Consider the following 16,000-nt stretch of genomic DNA (forward strand, 5'->3'; position numbering starts at 1 on the left):
ATTTTTTTACCATTCTGTCGATTTTTCTGGTTAATATCATTACCTTTGGTTATTTATTTTACCATTTCCTCCGACCAGTAGGTTTCTTTCTTTATCCCGTACCTTTTCATCTTGTTCAAGACGGTAGCATGGGTCACCCCGAGCAGCTTTGCAGCTTCCCTTATGCTTTTCGACTTCGAGAGAGCTTCAAGAATTGCCCTTTTTTCGGCTTCCTCCACCGCTTCTTTCAGATTCTTACAGGGCGTTTTACCGCACGGCTTTCTGACGTAAAGGGAGTCACTCAATTCTTCTTCTTTTAATACTAAATGTTCGACTCCGATGACTTCATCGTCACACAGATTTATGGCCCTCTCTACTACGTTTGAAAGCTCCCTCACGTTTCCTGGCCAGTCGTACTCCATAAGTTTTTTCATCGCTTCGGAGCTTATATCGTTAATCCTTTTACCCACCTTTTGGCTCAGCTTCTTTATTAAATGCCTCGCCAAAATCGGAATGTCTTCCTTCCGTTCCCTGAGGGGCGGTATGAAAATGGGAATGACATTTAGCCTATAATAAAGGTCCTCCCTGAACTGGCCTTCCTTCATGAGCTTTTCTAAGTCTCTGTTGGTAGCAGCAATGATGCGAACGTCCACGGGTATTTCTTCGTTCCCGCCTACCAGCCTAATTTTACCCTCCTGGAGCACCCGGAGGAGCTTCACTTGCAGGTAGGTGGAAAGTTCACCTATCTCGTCCAGAAAAAGAGTACCTTTGTCGGCATATTTAAAAAGCCCCTGCTTTCCGCCTTTTTTTGCTCCCGTAAAAGCGCCTTCCTCGTAGCCAAATAGTTCGCTCTCTAGAAGCGTATCCGGAATCGCAGCACAGTTTACGGCGACGAAGGGCCTATTTTTCCTCGGACTTGCCATGTGAATGGAACGGGCGAAAAGTTCCTTGCCCGTCCCGCTTTCGCCTCTTATTAGCACGGTAGAATTACCTTTTGCGGCAATCTTTGCTATCTCCTTTACTCTTCTCATCTTCTCGCTTTCCCCAAGAATTTCCTCGAAGGTTATCACCGCCGGCTGGGCAAAGGAATATACTAGTTCCATCACGTTTTCAATATCCTGAAGCGACGCCACAACTCCCACAGGACTGCCGTCCTGGTCCAGGATGGGACGTCCCGAGGTTATATAGTGACTTTTGGTCTTTTGGTTGTTCAAAACGATTTCCACATTGTCGTAACTTTCTCCAGTCCGCAAAGTTTTCAACATAGGTATGTCCGGAGCAAGTATTTCTGCGACAGGCCTTCCGATGGCTTCTTTAGCCTTGATTTTTAGTATTTTTTCTGCTGCCGGATTGAACGCCGTAATTATGCCGTTCTTGTCGATGGCGATTATGCCTTCAACCGTGGCATCCAAAACGGCTTTTATTTCTCTTTCCTTTTTCTCCTGAGGCATCATTTTTATCTTTTCAACTTCCAACACATCTTTTTCCTGAAGCAGTTGCTCTTTCAAAAGGTCGTAAGAAAGGCCTTCGGCCTTTTCTATTTTCAAAAAGGCTAATCCGGGTGCCACTTCCATAGCCTTCAGGTTTATGCTGTGCCTGTAAAGTATTTTTAAAATGTCGAGGGCCATACCAACCCTATCTTTGGTCTTAACCACAAAACAAATTGTTTCGCCCATATTATCACCTCAAGGAAGCAGGTCTTGAGAAAGTAAAACGCAGAAAGGAGCTGCACGTTTGCAGCTCCTTTTAAATTAATAAATTTATTTCGCCTGATACTTTACTAGATTGCTCAGAGTAATGTAGCAACCTCCAAGTATCACTGCCCATGCCAATATCATGAAAAACAAAGCACCGCCTGACATTTTCTTGCCCTCCTTCGGCATTAAGCATTTATGCTCTTCTGCACTTGAGCGCTCTTACCGTACTTTCTCTGTATAGTGTAATACGCTTCGATGAATCCTAAAGTTAGGATTCCAACAAGCAGCAGGCGCGCTCCTTGAACCCACGGGACAAGGACTGGCGTTCCTTCAACAAAGCTAGGTACCCATTTGAAATAACCGCTCTCGATATAACTCTTTGTCGAGAAAATTAGCAGCACAGCAATTGTAATAGGAGTAATATACTTTATCATCAAGTTGAAGAAAGAAGACGACAATTTCCAATGGCTTCCGGAGTTTATTTCCTGGAGGGTCTTCTTCTCACCGAACAGCCAGCCAACTACTATTGCTTCCAAAAGGCCTACCACTACAAGGAAATAGCTGCCCACCCAGTTGTCCAGTTCTGTGAGGAAAGCAAGGTCGGCAGTTTTGGTCACGATCGGTTCTAGTGCTGACGGCAGTCCCACCACTATATAAAAACCGAATACCAATATAGCAGCCAATTTTCTCGGCACGCTTAGGTCTTCTTCAAGGATGGTTATCAGGTAGTTGTACATCGCAATCGCCGACGTAAAACCTGCAAAGAACAATACCAAAAACCAGAAAGCGCCAAAAAACTGTCCCCCTGGCATCATCCTGAATACGTTTGGAAGCGCTATAAACGAAAGCCCAACGCCACCCGCTATGCCTTCAGGGCCAAGAAAAGTAAAGGCTATCGGTATCGCGATGGTACCGCCCAGGATCACTTCTGCAAATTCATTCAAAAACACCGTAGTAGTTGCCGAAAGAACTATGTCGTCATCGGGTTTCAAGTAAGATGCATAGTTTTGGATTATTCCCATTCCAAGGGATAAGGTGAAGAATATCTGACCTGCAGCCGCCAATGCCGATTCCCATTTGAGTTCATTCCACTTCGGACTCCAGAGATAGTCGAGTCCTTTTATGGGAGACCAATCGGGGTTTACCGGCGAACCTAAGGTCAAAGCCCTTACAATAAGGATTAGTCCGAATAGGTAAAGAAGCGGCATCATAACTTTTGCCCATGCTTCAATACCTTTTTGAACTCCGCGAGCAAGGGCATAAGCAAGCATAGCCAGAGCCAAAGCCCAGAATCCAAGGGACATCACTGGATTTTGAATATAACTTACAAAAACTTCTCCTGTAGACTTAGCCGCGTCCATGTAGCCGCCCGTCAATGAAAGATAAGAATACCCAAGAGTCCAACCTATTATCTGCGTATAATAAGCATTTACCAAAGTTGTCACTGAAAACACAAGCATTCCTACAAGCGCTCCCAAGAAGGCCGCAGTTGCATGCCCTACTTTCTCCCGTGCCTGCAGGTAGGTCATGCAGCCTACGGTGCCGTGGCCGTATTTTCCACCGAACCGGCCCTGCATCCATTCTACATAAATAAGAGGAATTCCAAGAAGGAGCAATGCAGCAAAGTAAGGAAGCATGAAAGCGCCGCCGCCGTTTTTGGCGACCTGGTAGGGAAACCGCCAGAAGTTGCCAAGGCCTATAGCGTTCCCGGCCATTGCAAGGATGAGTCCTAATTTTGTACCCCAATTTTCCCTGTTATTTGCCATACGAACCCTCCCTTTAAAAATTATATTTGAGTTAAATTATACATAAGAAATATTCCCTTTTCAAGACAATTATCTTACCTTTGAACAATTGAATAAAATGGTTGCTTTTAAAAATATTCTATAACTTTTTACCAAAAAAATATCAAACGATTCATATCACACCCATGTCCCACCCTCTTTCAAAAGCCGTTATATTTACATCGACATATTTTTCAGGTACGACCTCTCTTATTACACTTATTAAAGCATCTTTGGGCCATCCCATGACTTTAGCCAAGACACCTACTAATACCATATTTTGAGCCCTCATCTCCCCGCATTCTTTTGCAATGCCAACCGCATCTACCAGTATCATATTTTCTATTTTTTCCTTTAGTCGCTCCACGATATCAGCGGGATACTCCTCCTTGCCTATCAATACCGATGCCGGGGGCATCTCAAGGTCATTGACTATGAGAGTGCCTTCCGGTGCAAGATACTCCACGTACCTTACCGCCTCGAGCTTTTCAAAAGCTAATAGTACATCCGCCTTTCCTTTTTCGATGAGTGGCGAATAAACCTTCTCGCCATATCTTATCTGAGTTACCACACTTCCTCCTCTTTGGGCCATCCCGTGAACCTCGGACATCTTAACATCGTAGCCAAGATTAACTAAAACAGTGGTTATAACCTTCCCAGCTAAAATCGTCCCTTGCCCGCCAACACCTGAAATGAATATGTTTTTTACCGCCATTATTCATCACCTGCCTTTTCTATTGCGCCGAAAGGACAAACCTGGGCGCATACCGCGCACCCAACGCAGCTCAAGGGGCTAATGAACAGCCTCTCGTCTTTGACCTGGATCGCAGGACATCCAAGCCTCAAGCATATTTTGCACTTCCTGCACTTTTTCTCATTTACAGCATAGAGTCCCTTTGGTCCTTTCCCTTTCAGTAACGCACAGGCTCTTCTCGCTATTATCACGCTCGGACCGTCTTTGTATTTCATTGCCTCTTTTACCGCGCCTTCTACCGCTTTCAAATCGTAAGAATCTACCACAACCACCTTTTCGACGCCAATAGCCCTGCAAATTGCTTCCAGAGATACCGCTGGAGCTGGTTCTTCTTTTGCGTTGTACCCCGTGCCGGGATGGTGCTGGTGGCCGGTCATTGCAGTAATACTGTTATCTACAATTATATTTATGGTGTTGCTCCGGTTATATACCGCATCCATTAGGGACGTAATGCCCGAATGCAGGAAAGTGGAATCTCCGATGACTGTTATCACTGTAGCATCTTCTCCGTTAACCTCAAAAGCCTTTTTAAATCCGTGCCCCATGCTTATGCTGGCACCCATGCACAGGATGCTGTCGATGGACTCCAATGGAGGAAGCACACCCAGGCTATAACACCCAATATCGCTGGTCACTACCGCTTTCATCTTTTTTAGAACGTAGAAAACACCCCTATGCGGGCATCCTGGACATAACACTGGAGGCCTTGGAGGCAGTTGAGCATATAGTCCGAGGTCATTATTCTGCCTTTCCCCTTTAAGTTTTTCCCTGAGTATCTCAGAGGTTAATTCACCAATTTCCGGAATTAGCTCCTTGCCCTTTACCTTGAATCCCATCGCCTCTATCAGGTTTTCGAGGTACGGATCTAGCTCCTCAACCACATAGAGCTCCTTTACCTTTTCTGCAAAAGCAGCGATGAGTTTTTTGGGAAGGGGGAAGGTCATCGTGAGCTTCAGCACACTTACTTCATTGCCAAAGACTTCCTTTACGTACTGGTAACTGATACCGCTCGTTATTATTCCTATTTCACTATTTTTTCCCCACTCTACCTTGTTGTAAGGGAACTGTTCGCTAAAATCTTCGAGTGCTTTAAGTCTTTCCTTTAAATTAATTCTTCTTTTCCTTGCAAATCCGGGGATCATGGCAAATTTTCCCGGATTCTTGGAATAAGGCTTCACACCAAAAGAACTTCTCTCCCCCAACTGGACAACGCTTCTGCTGTGCGAAATGCGCGTTGTTGTCCTGAAAAGAACCGGGGTATCAAACATCTCGCTTATTTTCAAAGCTTCGCCAATCAGGTCTTTTGACTCCTGACTGTCAGAAGGTTCCAACATGGGAATTTTCGCAAAGGGGGCAAAATTTCTGTTGTCCTGTTCATTTTGGGAGCTGTGCATACCCGGGTCATCGGCAGTTACAATGACAAGACCTCCATTAACTCCAGTGTATGCCAGAGTAAAAAGGGGATCAGCCGCCACATTCAAACCCACGTGCTTCATCGAAACTACAGCCCTTGCGCCGGCCATAGAAGCTCCTGCTGCAGCTTCGAGGGCCACCTTTTCGTTTGGAGCCCATTCAGCGTATATTTCGGGGTATTTTGCTATATTTTCCAATATTTCAGTGCTGGGAGTTCCCGGATAGGCAGATGCAAAACTTACTCCGAATTCATAAGCACCTCTGGCTATCGCCTCGTTTCCGGTAAGAAATGCTTTCTTCAAAAATCTTCACCTCGCTTAATAAGACATGCTAAAACTATTGACATCAATTTGGAAAGGGGTGAATCCGCACGCGACGGCAGGACTATCGGTGCCTTTGCTCCGACGACTATACCCGCCATAAGACCCCCTGCAAGAAATGTCATGGATTTTCCCAAAGCATTGCCCGTCTCAATATTGGGGACCAGGATTAGGTCGGCTTTGCCTGCTACCGGGCTTTTTATACCCTTGTGCAAAGCCGCTTCCTCACTTACGGCGTTGTCTAAGGCCAAGGGGCCATCTATCAAAGCGCCTTTTATCTGGTTTCTTTCCGCCATTTTCGCGATGATAGCGGCATCTACCGAAGACTGCATCTTAAAAGAAACGGCCTCCACCGCAGAGAGCACGGCTACTTTTGGTTCGGAATAACCGATAGCTCTTAAGGCTCTTATTGCATTTTTCAGGATGGAAATCTTTTCTTCGAGGTTTGGCGCGATATTTACGCCGCCATCGGTCACGAAAATTATCCTGTCGAAATTGGGCACTTCAAAGGCCGCCAGATGGCTTAGAAGCTCGCCAGTCCTCAAACCAAAATCGGGATTTAGGACAGCCTTCATGAAAACGGCAGTATCAATCACCCCCTTCATGAGCACATCGGCTTTGTTTTCCCGAACCAAGCGAACACCGGTAAAGGGAGTTTCCTCCGCCGAACAATCTACAATTTCGACATTTTCAAAAGAAAATCCTGCTCTCAGCGCCTCTCTTTGAATTTTTTCTTTTTCCCCGACTAAAATCGGCTCGATTATCCCCTCGTTACAGGCATCCTTGATGGCTTCCAATACTACGGCATCGGCGGCCTGTACTACACTTATGCGCAAAGGGGGGAAGTTTCTCAATTTTTCCAGCATATCGGTAAATTTTTTAAACATATTGAAATTCCTCCCCGTAGCATAAAACTTCCTCTTCACCTTTCATCACTCGGCACACCGCCTCTGCCAATGCCTTCATCTCCTCCTCGCCCGGAATCCTCCTTACCGGCGCAATGAATTCTACTCTTTCCGATATAGCGTCACAGATCCGCTCGGACCTGGCAATACCCCCTGTGAGGACTATAAAGTCCACTTCGCCTTTCAATACTGTCGCCATCTCTCCTATGCCTTTGGCTATCTGGTATATCATGGCATCTAAAAGGAGTGCGGATTTTTTATCGCCATTTTGTGCCCTTTCTTCCACTTCTTTTACATCTTTCGTGCCGAGGTACGAATAAAGACCGCCTTCCTGGATTAACTTTCTTTTTATCTCCTCTTTCGTATATTTGCCGCTGTAACACAATTCAACCAGCTCCAGTATGGGCAGCCCGCCTGATCTTTCAGGGGAAAAGGGTCCTTGGCAGTTTGAACTCTCCACATCCACCATCCGCCCTTTTTCGATGGCAGCAATGGAAATTCCTCCCCCAAGGTGGGCTACTATGAAATTGAGCTCCGTTGGTGTTTTCCCCAGCTCTTGGACAATTTTATACACGACGCGCCTGATATTGAGCGCATGGGAAAGGCTCTTTCTGTCTATTCCGAATAGCCCAGAAATCCGCGCCACATCTTCCATTTCATCAACCGAAACCGGGTCAACTACGTACGCCGGGATGCCCTTTTCTTTTGCTAAGCGGTGGGCGATGAAGGCCGAAACGTTAGAAGCGTGCTCTCCTCCCACTGCATTTTTTAAGTCTTCGAGCATCTTTTCATTTATGCGGTACGTCCCGGCTCTCACAGGCCGCATTATTCCTCCACGCGCTACAATTACATCTATTTTGTCTAGTGGAAATCTCCTTTCCTTTAAAGCATTTATTACGGCTTTATAGCGGTAGTCCTGTTGATCTATAACTTTTTTGAACTTCTTCAATTCTTCATAATTGTGCACTATATTCTCGGTGAAAACTTCGTTTTCACCATCAAATATCGATATCTTAGTAGATGTTGAGCCCGGATTTATTGCAAGTATATATAACCCCATAAAACCATCCCGCCTATCTTTTTACGTAATTGGTCTTAAGTTTTCCAATAACTTCTATTCTTTCTTCAGCAAGCCTATCAGCTACCTTGTGCGGAGGAATATTTTGTTCCTTACTTATTGTGAATATCTTGAGGAGTATATCATAAATGGCAGCAGCCTTCATCATTACCCTCTCATGCCTTTTTTCATCATCCTTATATTCCAGTTCGTCGGCTACCTGTATTAACCCTCCAGCGTTTATTACATAATCGGGGGCATATAAGATGCCTTTTTCGTGAAGAATATCTCCATGGCGCGGTTCTAGTAGCTGGTTGTTGGCAGCACCGGCTATTATTTTGCATTTTAATCTCGGTATGGTATCATCGTTCAATATCCCACCAAGTGCACAAGGAGCAAATATATCGCATTCTACATCGTAAATCTTTTCAGTTTCTACTACTCCCACTTGAGAATGCTTCCTCTTGACCTTCTCAACATTTTCCTCGATTATATCTGCTATTATTATCTTTGCTCCCTCTTCGGCGAGATAATCCGCTAAAATCTGCCCGACCTTGCCCACCCCTTGAATAGTAACTTTTAAGTCTTTCAAAGATTCTGTTCCAAAAACTACCTTGGCGGCAGCTTTCATTCCATTGTAAACACCGTAAGCCGTCGGAAGAGCAGAATTTCCGCTACCTCCATATTCCTCAGGCAACCCCACAATATAGTCGGATTCTCTGCTGGCATACACGAAATCCATTCCTGTAGTTCCTACATCGGTACCGGTGTAGTACCTCCCCCCTAAAGTCTGAACAAACCTACCCAATGCCCTAAAAAGCGCCTCCGACTTGTCTTTCTTCGGGTCACCTATGATTACCGTCTTTCCACCTCCGAAATTGTTGTCCGATATGGCGCACTTATATGTCATGCCTTTTGCAAGCCGCATGGCATCGATCAGGGCTTCATTCTCCGATTCGTAAGGCCACATGCGGCATCCACCGAGCGCGGGACCTAAAGTGGTATCGTGAATGGCTATAATTGCCTTAAGTCCTGTGGTCTTATCGTAATTGAAAATTATCTGTTCGAAATCGTGCTTTTCCATTTCTTTAAAAATATCTATCTTCAAAATCAATCAACCCTCCCTTTTCTCTTTTTGAATAAATAAAAAAAAGCAAAAAATATACCAATCGGCCAAACACCTTGAGGGGAGGGTTTCCCGTGTAATTTTGTTCTCACTCATGTATACTTTTGTTCTCATTGATTATTTTGCAGGGAATTGATACACAATTAATGTATACTATTATTCTCATTTTTTCGCAATCGTCGCATTTATTCGTTTGTTTCGTTACTTTCTAATAACTTTAACTTTTTATAAAGTGCCCTTCTTGTTATTCCGAGGTCTTTTGCCACTTCTGTTTTTGACTTTTTCTTACTCAGAAAATAACTGATGACCTTTGTCTCAAACTCTTTTTTCACTTGCTCCCAATTCTTGCCATTCAAATTTATAATAATCTCGCCATCCTCGAGCTGGCTCATGATTCCTTGCTGTTCCACTAACTCCGGTAGGTATTCGGGTTTTATCTCCTTATCAGAAATATCCATGTTTATCATTGCTCGGCTTATCACATTTTCTAACTCTCTCACGTTTCCGGGCCAATCATAGGCTATTAAAACCTCCAAAGCTTTTTTTGATATAGAATTAACCCCTCTTCCATACTTTTGGTTGTACTTTTTTATTATGTTCTTACAAAGGAGCGGTATATCCTCCTTTCTTTCTCTCAAAGGCGGTATTGTTATCCTCACTACGTTGAGTCGGTAATAAAGGTCGTGTCTGAAATTTCCCTTTCGCACTTCTTCTTCTAAATTACGGTTGGTTGCCGCTATAATCCTAACGTCGACTTTCTTCGGAACGGTGCTACCTATCCTCATCACTTCTTGCTCTTGAAGCACCCGCAAAAGCTTTGCCTGAGCAGGAAGGCTGAATTCGCTTATCTCGTCTAAAAACAGCGTCCCGCCGTCAGCCTGTTCAAAAAATCCTTTTTTCCCATACCTAAGCGAACCGGTGAATGAACCCCCTTCGTATCCGAAAAGCTCGCTTTCCAAAAGTTCTTTATTTATTGCAGCACAGTTAACCCTTACAAACGGTCCTGAAGCCCTTGGACTCATATTATGAATGGCGTGCGCGAAGAGTTCCTTGCCGGTTCCGCTCTCTCCAACGAGTAATACCGTTGCCGACACGCCGGCACAGGCTTTAGCCTCCTCTTTTGCCTTCACTATCTTTTCGCTGTTTCCCAATATATCATCCAGAGTATACTTGGACTCCAAATTGCGAAGCATCCTCGTCTTTTGTTCCAATTCCCTGCTCATCCTTTTAATCTCTGAAATGTCGTGCATTACGCCTACGCTTCCCACCAGTTCACCTTTGATGTAAATCGGTTTTGCACTGCAAAGGACCTCTCGCTTATCTGGACCCACCCGACGGAGGAGGTTGGAAAATTCCCTTTTTTCGCGAATCGATTTGATGAGAACGCTGTCACTTTCCGCAATGTCGACATCCGCTGGTTTTCCCACCACATCTTCTTCCGAAAGACCGCTTAAGTTTTTATAAGCCTGGTTCACCATTATGCATTTTCCTTCTCTATCGGCCACCATAACGGCATCCGGAATCATTTCGATGATATTTTTTAAAAGCTCTATCACATATTCTGCCTCGCCATTGAGAGAGGGTGCCATAAATACCCCTCCAATATGATGTGTTAATATGCTATAATTAATTATAATTTAATATGGCTGAAAAGTTAAAACAAAAAATTTGGTAAGCTGGGGGTTATAGCTTGGAAAATGAAATTTTAGCCATATTAACTTCCATCGAGGAAAAGTTAAATTCCTCCTCCATTTCTCCGAGAATTAGAGCTTCACTGACGAGGGAGCTTGCAAAGGCAAAAAGTCGTTACTGTAATTTTAATGCCAGTTTGTTAAAAGGAGAAACTAAAAAACAGGTCTATGAATCTCTCACGAAAAAAGGCAAAGATTTGCTAAAAAACAGCAGCAACTTGAATAATGTTTACTCTTATTTGCGGTATGCCAATGCCGCCTATTTTGATTTTACTAATTCCTTAGAACCGTTGAATACGGGAATTAGACTTTTTACTCTAACCTCAGCCCTACTTATAGCCCTTTCACCGCAATTTCTGGGTGCAATTTTTTCCTTTGTCTTGGTGCTCCCAATTTTCTTGGGGTTAAATGCTTTGAAGAAAAGGAGCTCCTTTGGTTACATTATGGCTTCGTTTATATTTCCAGTTTCCCTTGTGGTATCCACGCTCTGGCTCAGGTTCGGATACCGGGTTTTAAAAGACTATTCCGAGGTGCTTATTGAAACTGTGCAGGCAACAGGAAAATCGCCTGAAATTGCTCGGTTTTTGATTACAATCCCGCCCCTGCTTTCGCTTTTGCTCCTTATTTCGGCTTGTCTAATGATGATTAATCTATATAAAATGCGGGATGCGTTAATATAATTTTAATATAATTAAAAATCAAACCCCCAGGCATTATGCCCAGGGGTTTTTAATGGGAGGGGTTTAGCAATATTAAAGTATCTTGCTTAAAAACTCCTTTGTCCTCGTATTTTGCGGGTTTTCGAAAATTTCTTTCGGGGTACCTTCTTCCAGTATCTTTCCTTCATCCATGAAAAGCACCCTGTCTCCCACTTCCCTCGCAAACCTCATCTCGTGGGTAACTACCACCATAGTCATACCATCCGAAGCCAGGTCCTTCATTACATCCAGAACTTCCTTTATCATCTCCGGATCAAGGGCAGATGTTGGCTCGTCAAACAGCATAACTTTCGGATTCATAGCTAGGGCCCTTGCAATGGCGACCCGCTGTTTTTGCCCACCTGAAAGGGAAGCGGGAAAACATTCCGCCTTATCGGCAAGACCCACCCTTTCCAGCAATTCCATTGCTTTTTCTCTAGCGTCGTTGGGGGATATCCCCTTAACTTTTATCGGCGCAAGTGTTATGTTTTCTATTACTGTCTTATGGGGGAAAAGGTTAAAATGCTGGAAAACCATCCCCACATCCTGCCTGATTTTGTTTATATCTGTAGACGGATCGAGTAGCGACTTGCCCTCTATTTTTACTTCTCCTCTCGTAGGTCTTTCCAATAGGTTAAGACACCTCAAAAATGTGCTCTTTCCCGAACCGCTGGGGCCTATTACAACCACAACTTCTCCTTTTTGTATCCTTGTATTGATGCCCTTTAATACTTCAAGTTTTCCAAAATTTTTATGAAGGTCTCTTACTTCAATCACTGGCCGCCAGTCTCCTTTCGACAATCGACATAAGCCACGAAAAACTCACCGTCATGACGAAGTAAAAAGCCGCTGCCGTCAAATAAGGCTCAAAAGGCCTGTAGGTATTTCCGGCTACGATCTGGGCAGCCCTGGTAAGTTCTGGAAATCCTATAGTTGTGGCAAGAGATGAGTTCTTTAAAAGCGTCACAAACTCATTGCCCAAAGGAGGAATCATTTTCTTAAACGCCTGCGGCAGTATAATATACCTCATAGCCTGACTGTATGTCATCCCCAAAGACCTTGCCGCTTCCATCTGACCTTTGTCTACGGCGAGGATTCCTCCCCTTACTATTTCGGCCACATATCCCCCGCTGTTAATACCCAGTGCCAGCACTGCTGCCGGAAATTCGGGTATGGTAAACCCTAAAATTTGCGGAAGGCCGAAATAGAATATGAGTAATTGGACAAGGAGGGGAGTGCCCCTTATTATTTCCACATAAGCGCTACACAAAAATCTCACCGCGAAAATTCGGGACATCTTCCCCATTCCCATAAACGTCCCTATGACTATGCCAATGAGCACCGCAAGCAGAGTAATTTCAAAGGCTGTAAGAGCTCCTCTGAAAAATAGGTGAATGTAAGGTATGACTATTGAAAAATTCAATTTGTCCAACTAAATTTTCTCCTTTCAGTGTTAGAACTAATTTGACGGCTTAAAATCTACAAACCATTTTTTAACGAGTTTTTCATGCTCCCCGCTTTCCTTGAGGTCATTTATAACCTTATTCACCACTTCGAGGAGTTTTACATCTTCTTTTCTCAATACCACAGCTTTTGCAGCGTCGTCCAACATATCACCGATGAGTTCCAATTTCCCCGGATTGTTAGCTGCATAAGCTTGTGCTACTGCAAAGTCTATAATAACTGCTTCGATGCGCTTATTTAAGAGGTCCATCATTGCCGCATCTACCGTATCAAACTGCTTCAGTTTTGCACCTTCTATCTTTTTTGCTTCTTCTTCACCGGTAGTACTTATCTGCACCCCTATGGTTTTGCCTTTAAGGTCTTCTTTGCTTTTGACGCCACTTCCTACATAAGTTATAATTTGCTGTCCTCCTTCTAGGTATGGCTCAGAAAAATTTACGCTCTCTTTCCTATCCTCTGTTATGGTAAAACCTGCAATTCCGATATCAACAGTCTTTGTAAGCACCGCAGAAATTATGCTCTTAAAGTCCATATCCTTTATTTCCAGTTCAACTCCCAGCTCATCCGCTATGGCTTTTGCTAAATCGATGTCAAAACCTACTATTTGATCCTTTCCATTTACCACCTGGTGAAATTCAAAAGGCGGATAATCAGCACTGGTGCCAACTACAAGCTTCCCCGCTTTCTTTATCCGTTCTACCTCATCTTGAGCGCTTTCTTGGGTATTTGCACTTTCTTTAGCATTTTGCTGGCTCGCTGTCTGTTTTTGCCCGCATCCCGCAGCCCCGAGAGTAAGAACCGCTGTAAATACTATGATCATCAGTATTGTGATGATTTTTTTCATTACAATTTTGCCTCCTTTTTCACGCTTTTGGGTATAATTATACATTGCTCGGAATAATATTTCAATACGTTTTTAAAAAAATAAAAGGTCCGGTATTCCGGACCTCTATTTTGCGCAAGTCGGCTTTTAAACATGCTTAAAGTTCGCTTGCAACCCTGTGCTTCCTGAAGCATTCGCTGCAGTACACCGGCCTGTCATTTCTTGGCTTGAAGGGAACCTTTGTCGGTGCCCCGCAGTCGGCGCAAACCGCATCGTATAGCGTCCTCTGCGCTGGTTTTCGCCCTCCAAAATCCCTCCTGTTTGCCTTTCTCGCATCTCTGCATGCCTTGCAGCGGCTGGGCTCATTTTCGAAGCCCTTCTGCGCGTAGAATTCCTGTTCGCCTGCTGTAAAGACGAACTCCTTCCCGCAGTCTTTGCATACTAATACCTTGTCCTGGAATGCCATTAAAAAAACCCCTCACTTTGATTTAGATTCTTCCGGCATTCCTTAGCTGACCTGGTCATCCCCTCCGTTGGCCGCCCTGGGTGTTAATACCCTCGAGGGAGTCGCTTTGCCCGCGGCAGGCTTCGACTTTCAACCACAGACCTAAGCAATGCCTTACGCTAATTATATACCTTAAAAAGAAAAAAAGCAAGAAAAATTTGTTTTTCGCCTCTAAAACAATTCTGTCGCTCTAGATGAAATTATGCTCCACCATGGTTTCTGCACTTCATATATTACTTGTGCGTTACTGAGTTCTCTTCCTGGTGTTTAAATAGCCGCCTTTGTAATATAATTATAATCCACTCGAAGCAATGTTTTTAAAGTTTCAGCCTGCTCAAGGAAAGAGCAGGCTTTGAAATCAAAGAAAAAATTAATTTTCCTTCATGCTCATGTAATATTTCATTACCTTTTCCACATATTCCTGAGTCTCCCTGAAGGGGGGAATTCCTCCATGTTTCTCGACACTAAAAGGCCCGGCATTGTATGCTGCTAAAGCTTTAACAACGTCGCCGTCGTAACGTTCGAGGAGATTTTTTAGATAAAAAACTCCTCCCAGCACGTTTTCTTTTATGTCGTAGGGATTCACCCCTAGACTTGTTGCAGTCGTCGGCATGAGCTGCATTATTCCCACTGCGCCTTTATTGGACACGGCATTCTGTCTGAAATTGGACTCCGCCTTAGCTACCGCAAGGGCTAAATCCGCATCCACACCTAACGCTCTTGCCGTTCGCTTTATTATTTCCTTCGCCTTCTTTTCGGAGATATCTCCCTCCGGTACATTATCTTTCTCTTTGTTTAGCTTTGTCTCATATTCATTTATCGCATTTTCTAGAATTCCTCCGAAACTTTTTTCTCTATTTACGTTAAACCTCGCTTTTATCTCCTCTATTCGAGCGATTACCCGCTGTATGCCCGTCAAATCAACCATTTTAAAACCCGCTCCCAAAAAAGTACTATTCCCTTCTATCGATAAAAAAACCTTCACCGAAATTCGCTTTACCGAAGGGGTCGGTATATTGTTGCGTCACTTTTTTAGCAAAGTTTAAATCGACGATTTTTCCCTCGATGTCTGAATAAAGTTTTTTTACCAGCTTTACGACTTCTTCATCGTGCATTTTTATTTCAAAAAGCTTTTCTCTTATACTTCTCTTAAAGCGTTCAATACCCTCATCCATATCGGCAAATTCTCTTTTTATTTTCTCATCTATCTTCTCGGATATATCTATGAGCTGCCTTCTTTTTTCCACCAACTCCAATAATGATGATGTGTCCTCAGCAATTACCGCTTCTTTCATTTTTAAGGTAATGGCTAAAATTTTCTCCAAGTTTTTTATCTTTTCGTTAAACATCACTTCCATACAATCGTCTCTTTTCCGTTTTTTCATATCATAACAAATTATAACGCCGTCTTTTTTGCCTTTATGACCTCTACGTAGGCTTCCTGCCAGGCTTCCTTTAGCCCTTCCAGCAACCCTTCTACTTCTTCCAATTTACTTAAATCCTTCTTTACATTCGCTTCTATGAGCTTCTCGTAGATAAAGTTGTAAAGGCTTCTCAGATTTTTCGAAAGCTCGTAATTCATGTCGAGGCTCATGTTGAGTTCCATTATTATATCTTCCACTTTCACAATGTAGTTATTTGCATCGGCATAATTTTTTTCTTTTACGGCATTTTTGGCAAGCCTCAAAAACCTGAGTGCACCTTCATAAAGCATAAGCACCAGCCTTTCCGGCGGTGCCGTCATTACCTGATTTTCCTGATACTGCTGGTACGGATTCACCACC

Annotated in this window: 17 protein-coding genes; 1 reads left to right on the top strand and 16 read right to left on the bottom strand. The window is 43.7% G+C overall.

The window, feature by feature from the left end:
- Positions 1 to 53: 53 nt before the first annotated feature.
- The 9 genes from BUB66_RS04245 to BUB66_RS04280 form a co-directional block, all read right to left on the bottom strand.
- A complete protein-coding gene (locus BUB66_RS04245; RefSeq protein ID WP_073255165.1) occupies positions 54 to 1,655 on the bottom strand; it encodes a sigma 54-interacting transcriptional regulator in 1,602 nt (533 codons plus the stop codon).
- A gap of 84 nt (positions 1,656 to 1,739) precedes the next feature.
- Positions 1,740 to 1,841, bottom strand: coding sequence for a MetS family NSS transporter small subunit (locus BUB66_RS12005; RefSeq protein ID WP_143156205.1), 102 nt, complete (start codon positions 1,839 to 1,841; stop codon positions 1,740 to 1,742).
- A 20-nt stretch (positions 1,842 to 1,861) separates the two neighbouring features.
- Positions 1,862 to 3,442 (bottom strand): sodium:neurotransmitter symporter family protein, encoded by a 1,581-nt coding sequence (locus BUB66_RS04250; protein ID WP_073255169.1) that lies wholly within the window; start codon positions 3,440 to 3,442, stop codon positions 1,862 to 1,864.
- Positions 3,443 to 3,593: 151 nt separating this feature from the next.
- Positions 3,594 to 4,175 carry an indolepyruvate oxidoreductase subunit beta gene (locus BUB66_RS04255; RefSeq protein ID WP_073255173.1) on the bottom strand — a complete coding sequence of 194 codons (582 nt, stop codon included), beginning with the start codon at positions 4,173 to 4,175 and terminating at the stop codon, positions 3,594 to 3,596.
- A complete protein-coding gene (iorA, locus tag BUB66_RS04260; protein ID WP_073255176.1) occupies positions 4,175 to 5,929 on the bottom strand; it encodes an indolepyruvate ferredoxin oxidoreductase subunit alpha in 1,755 nt (584 codons plus the stop codon). Before iorA ends, BUB66_RS04255 begins: the two co-directional genes overlap by 1 nt.
- The gene (locus BUB66_RS04265; protein WP_073255179.1) at positions 5,926 to 6,834 is read right to left on the bottom strand and encodes a bifunctional enoyl-CoA hydratase/phosphate acetyltransferase; all 909 of its coding nucleotides are present in this window, start codon (positions 6,832 to 6,834) and stop codon (positions 5,926 to 5,928) included. The genes iorA and BUB66_RS04265 overlap by 4 nt, the downstream gene beginning before the upstream one ends.
- Positions 6,827 to 7,912: a butyrate kinase gene (buk, locus tag BUB66_RS04270; RefSeq protein WP_073255182.1), complete on the bottom strand. Its 1,086-nt coding sequence runs from the start codon at positions 7,910 to 7,912 to the stop codon at positions 6,827 to 6,829. Before buk ends, BUB66_RS04265 begins: the two co-directional genes overlap by 8 nt.
- Positions 7,913 to 7,925: 13 nt before the next feature.
- The gene (locus BUB66_RS04275) at positions 7,926 to 9,011 is read right to left on the bottom strand and encodes a Glu/Leu/Phe/Val dehydrogenase dimerization domain-containing protein (protein ID WP_143156214.1); all 1,086 of its coding nucleotides are present in this window, start codon (positions 9,009 to 9,011) and stop codon (positions 7,926 to 7,928) included.
- A 209-nt stretch (positions 9,012 to 9,220) separates the two neighbouring features.
- On the bottom strand, positions 9,221 to 10,624 hold the full coding sequence (locus BUB66_RS04280) for a sigma-54 interaction domain-containing protein (RefSeq protein WP_073255185.1): 1,404 nt from the start codon (positions 10,622 to 10,624) through the stop codon (positions 9,221 to 9,223).
- 101 nt (positions 10,625 to 10,725) lie between these two features.
- Between BUB66_RS04280 and BUB66_RS04285 the strand changes: the two genes are divergently transcribed.
- Complete coding sequence (locus BUB66_RS04285) at positions 10,726 to 11,406, top strand: hypothetical protein (protein WP_073255188.1); 681 nt, start codon at positions 10,726 to 10,728, stop codon at positions 11,404 to 11,406.
- Positions 11,407 to 11,478: 72 nt separating this feature from the next.
- Here BUB66_RS04285 and BUB66_RS04290 read toward each other — a convergent pair whose 3' ends face one another.
- The 7 genes from BUB66_RS04290 to fliS form a co-directional block, all read right to left on the bottom strand.
- Positions 11,479 to 12,201 (bottom strand): amino acid ABC transporter ATP-binding protein, encoded by a 723-nt coding sequence (locus BUB66_RS04290; protein WP_073255191.1) that lies wholly within the window; start codon positions 12,199 to 12,201, stop codon positions 11,479 to 11,481.
- Positions 12,194 to 12,856 carry an amino acid ABC transporter permease gene (locus BUB66_RS04295; RefSeq protein ID WP_073255194.1) on the bottom strand — a complete coding sequence of 221 codons (663 nt, stop codon included), beginning with the start codon at positions 12,854 to 12,856 and terminating at the stop codon, positions 12,194 to 12,196. The genes BUB66_RS04290 and BUB66_RS04295 overlap by 8 nt, the downstream gene beginning before the upstream one ends.
- Before the next feature lie 27 nt (positions 12,857 to 12,883).
- A complete protein-coding gene (locus tag BUB66_RS04300; RefSeq protein ID WP_159431499.1) occupies positions 12,884 to 13,732 on the bottom strand; it encodes a basic amino acid ABC transporter substrate-binding protein in 849 nt (282 codons plus the stop codon).
- A gap of 136 nt (positions 13,733 to 13,868) precedes the next feature.
- Positions 13,869 to 14,177: a zinc-ribbon domain containing protein gene (locus tag BUB66_RS04305; protein WP_073255200.1), complete on the bottom strand. Its 309-nt coding sequence runs from the start codon at positions 14,175 to 14,177 to the stop codon at positions 13,869 to 13,871.
- Between the two features lie 409 nt (positions 14,178 to 14,586).
- Complete coding sequence (locus tag BUB66_RS04310) at positions 14,587 to 15,144, bottom strand: lytic transglycosylase domain-containing protein (protein WP_073255474.1); 558 nt, start codon at positions 15,142 to 15,144, stop codon at positions 14,587 to 14,589.
- Between the two features lie 25 nt (positions 15,145 to 15,169).
- Complete coding sequence (locus BUB66_RS04315; RefSeq protein ID WP_143156206.1) at positions 15,170 to 15,601, bottom strand: hypothetical protein; 432 nt, start codon at positions 15,599 to 15,601, stop codon at positions 15,170 to 15,172.
- 11 nt (positions 15,602 to 15,612) lie between these two features.
- Positions 15,613 to 15,999: a flagellar export chaperone FliS gene (fliS, locus tag BUB66_RS04320; RefSeq protein WP_073255206.1), complete on the bottom strand. Its 387-nt coding sequence runs from the start codon at positions 15,997 to 15,999 to the stop codon at positions 15,613 to 15,615.
- Position 16,000 lies beyond the last annotated feature (1 nt).

This window comes from Caldanaerovirga acetigignens (genome assembly GCF_900142995.1).
In the GTDB taxonomy this organism is placed as follows: domain Bacteria; phylum Bacillota; class Thermosediminibacteria; order Thermosediminibacterales; family Thermosediminibacteraceae; genus Fervidicola; species Fervidicola acetigignens.

What these genes read in the sequence shown, in the direction of transcription:
- BUB66_RS04245 (WP_073255165.1), bottom strand. Translation starts at nt 1,655, where the DNA reads ATGGGCGAAACAATTTGTTTTGTGGTTAAGACCAAAGATAGGGTTGGT.
- BUB66_RS12005 (WP_143156205.1), bottom strand. Translation starts at nt 1,841, where the DNA reads ATGTCAGGCGGTGCTTTGTTTTTCATGATATTGGCATGGGCAGTGATA.
- BUB66_RS04250 (WP_073255169.1), bottom strand. Translation starts at nt 3,442, where the DNA reads ATGGCAAATAACAGGGAAAATTGGGGTACAAAATTAGGACTCATCCTT.
- BUB66_RS04255 (WP_073255173.1), bottom strand. Translation starts at nt 4,175, where the DNA reads ATGGCGGTAAAAAACATATTCATTTCAGGTGTTGGCGGGCAAGGGACG.
- BUB66_RS04265 (WP_073255179.1), bottom strand. Translation starts at nt 6,834, where the DNA reads ATGTTTAAAAAATTTACCGATATGCTGGAAAAATTGAGAAACTTCCCC.
- buk (WP_073255182.1), bottom strand. Translation starts at nt 7,912, where the DNA reads ATGGGGTTATATATACTTGCAATAAATCCGGGCTCAACATCTACTAAG.
- BUB66_RS04280 (WP_073255185.1), bottom strand. Translation starts at nt 10,624, where the DNA reads ATGGCACCCTCTCTCAATGGCGAGGCAGAATATGTGATAGAGCTTTTA.
- BUB66_RS04300 (WP_159431499.1), bottom strand. Translation starts at nt 13,732, where the DNA reads ATGAAAAAAATCATCACAATACTGATGATCATAGTATTTACAGCGGTT.
- BUB66_RS04305 (WP_073255200.1), bottom strand. Translation starts at nt 14,177, where the DNA reads ATGGCATTCCAGGACAAGGTATTAGTATGCAAAGACTGCGGGAAGGAG.
- BUB66_RS04310 (WP_073255474.1), bottom strand. Translation starts at nt 15,144, where the DNA reads ATGGTTGATTTGACGGGCATACAGCGGGTAATCGCTCGAATAGAGGAG.
- BUB66_RS04315 (WP_143156206.1), bottom strand. Translation starts at nt 15,601, where the DNA reads ATGAAAAAACGGAAAAGAGACGATTGTATGGAAGTGATGTTTAACGAA.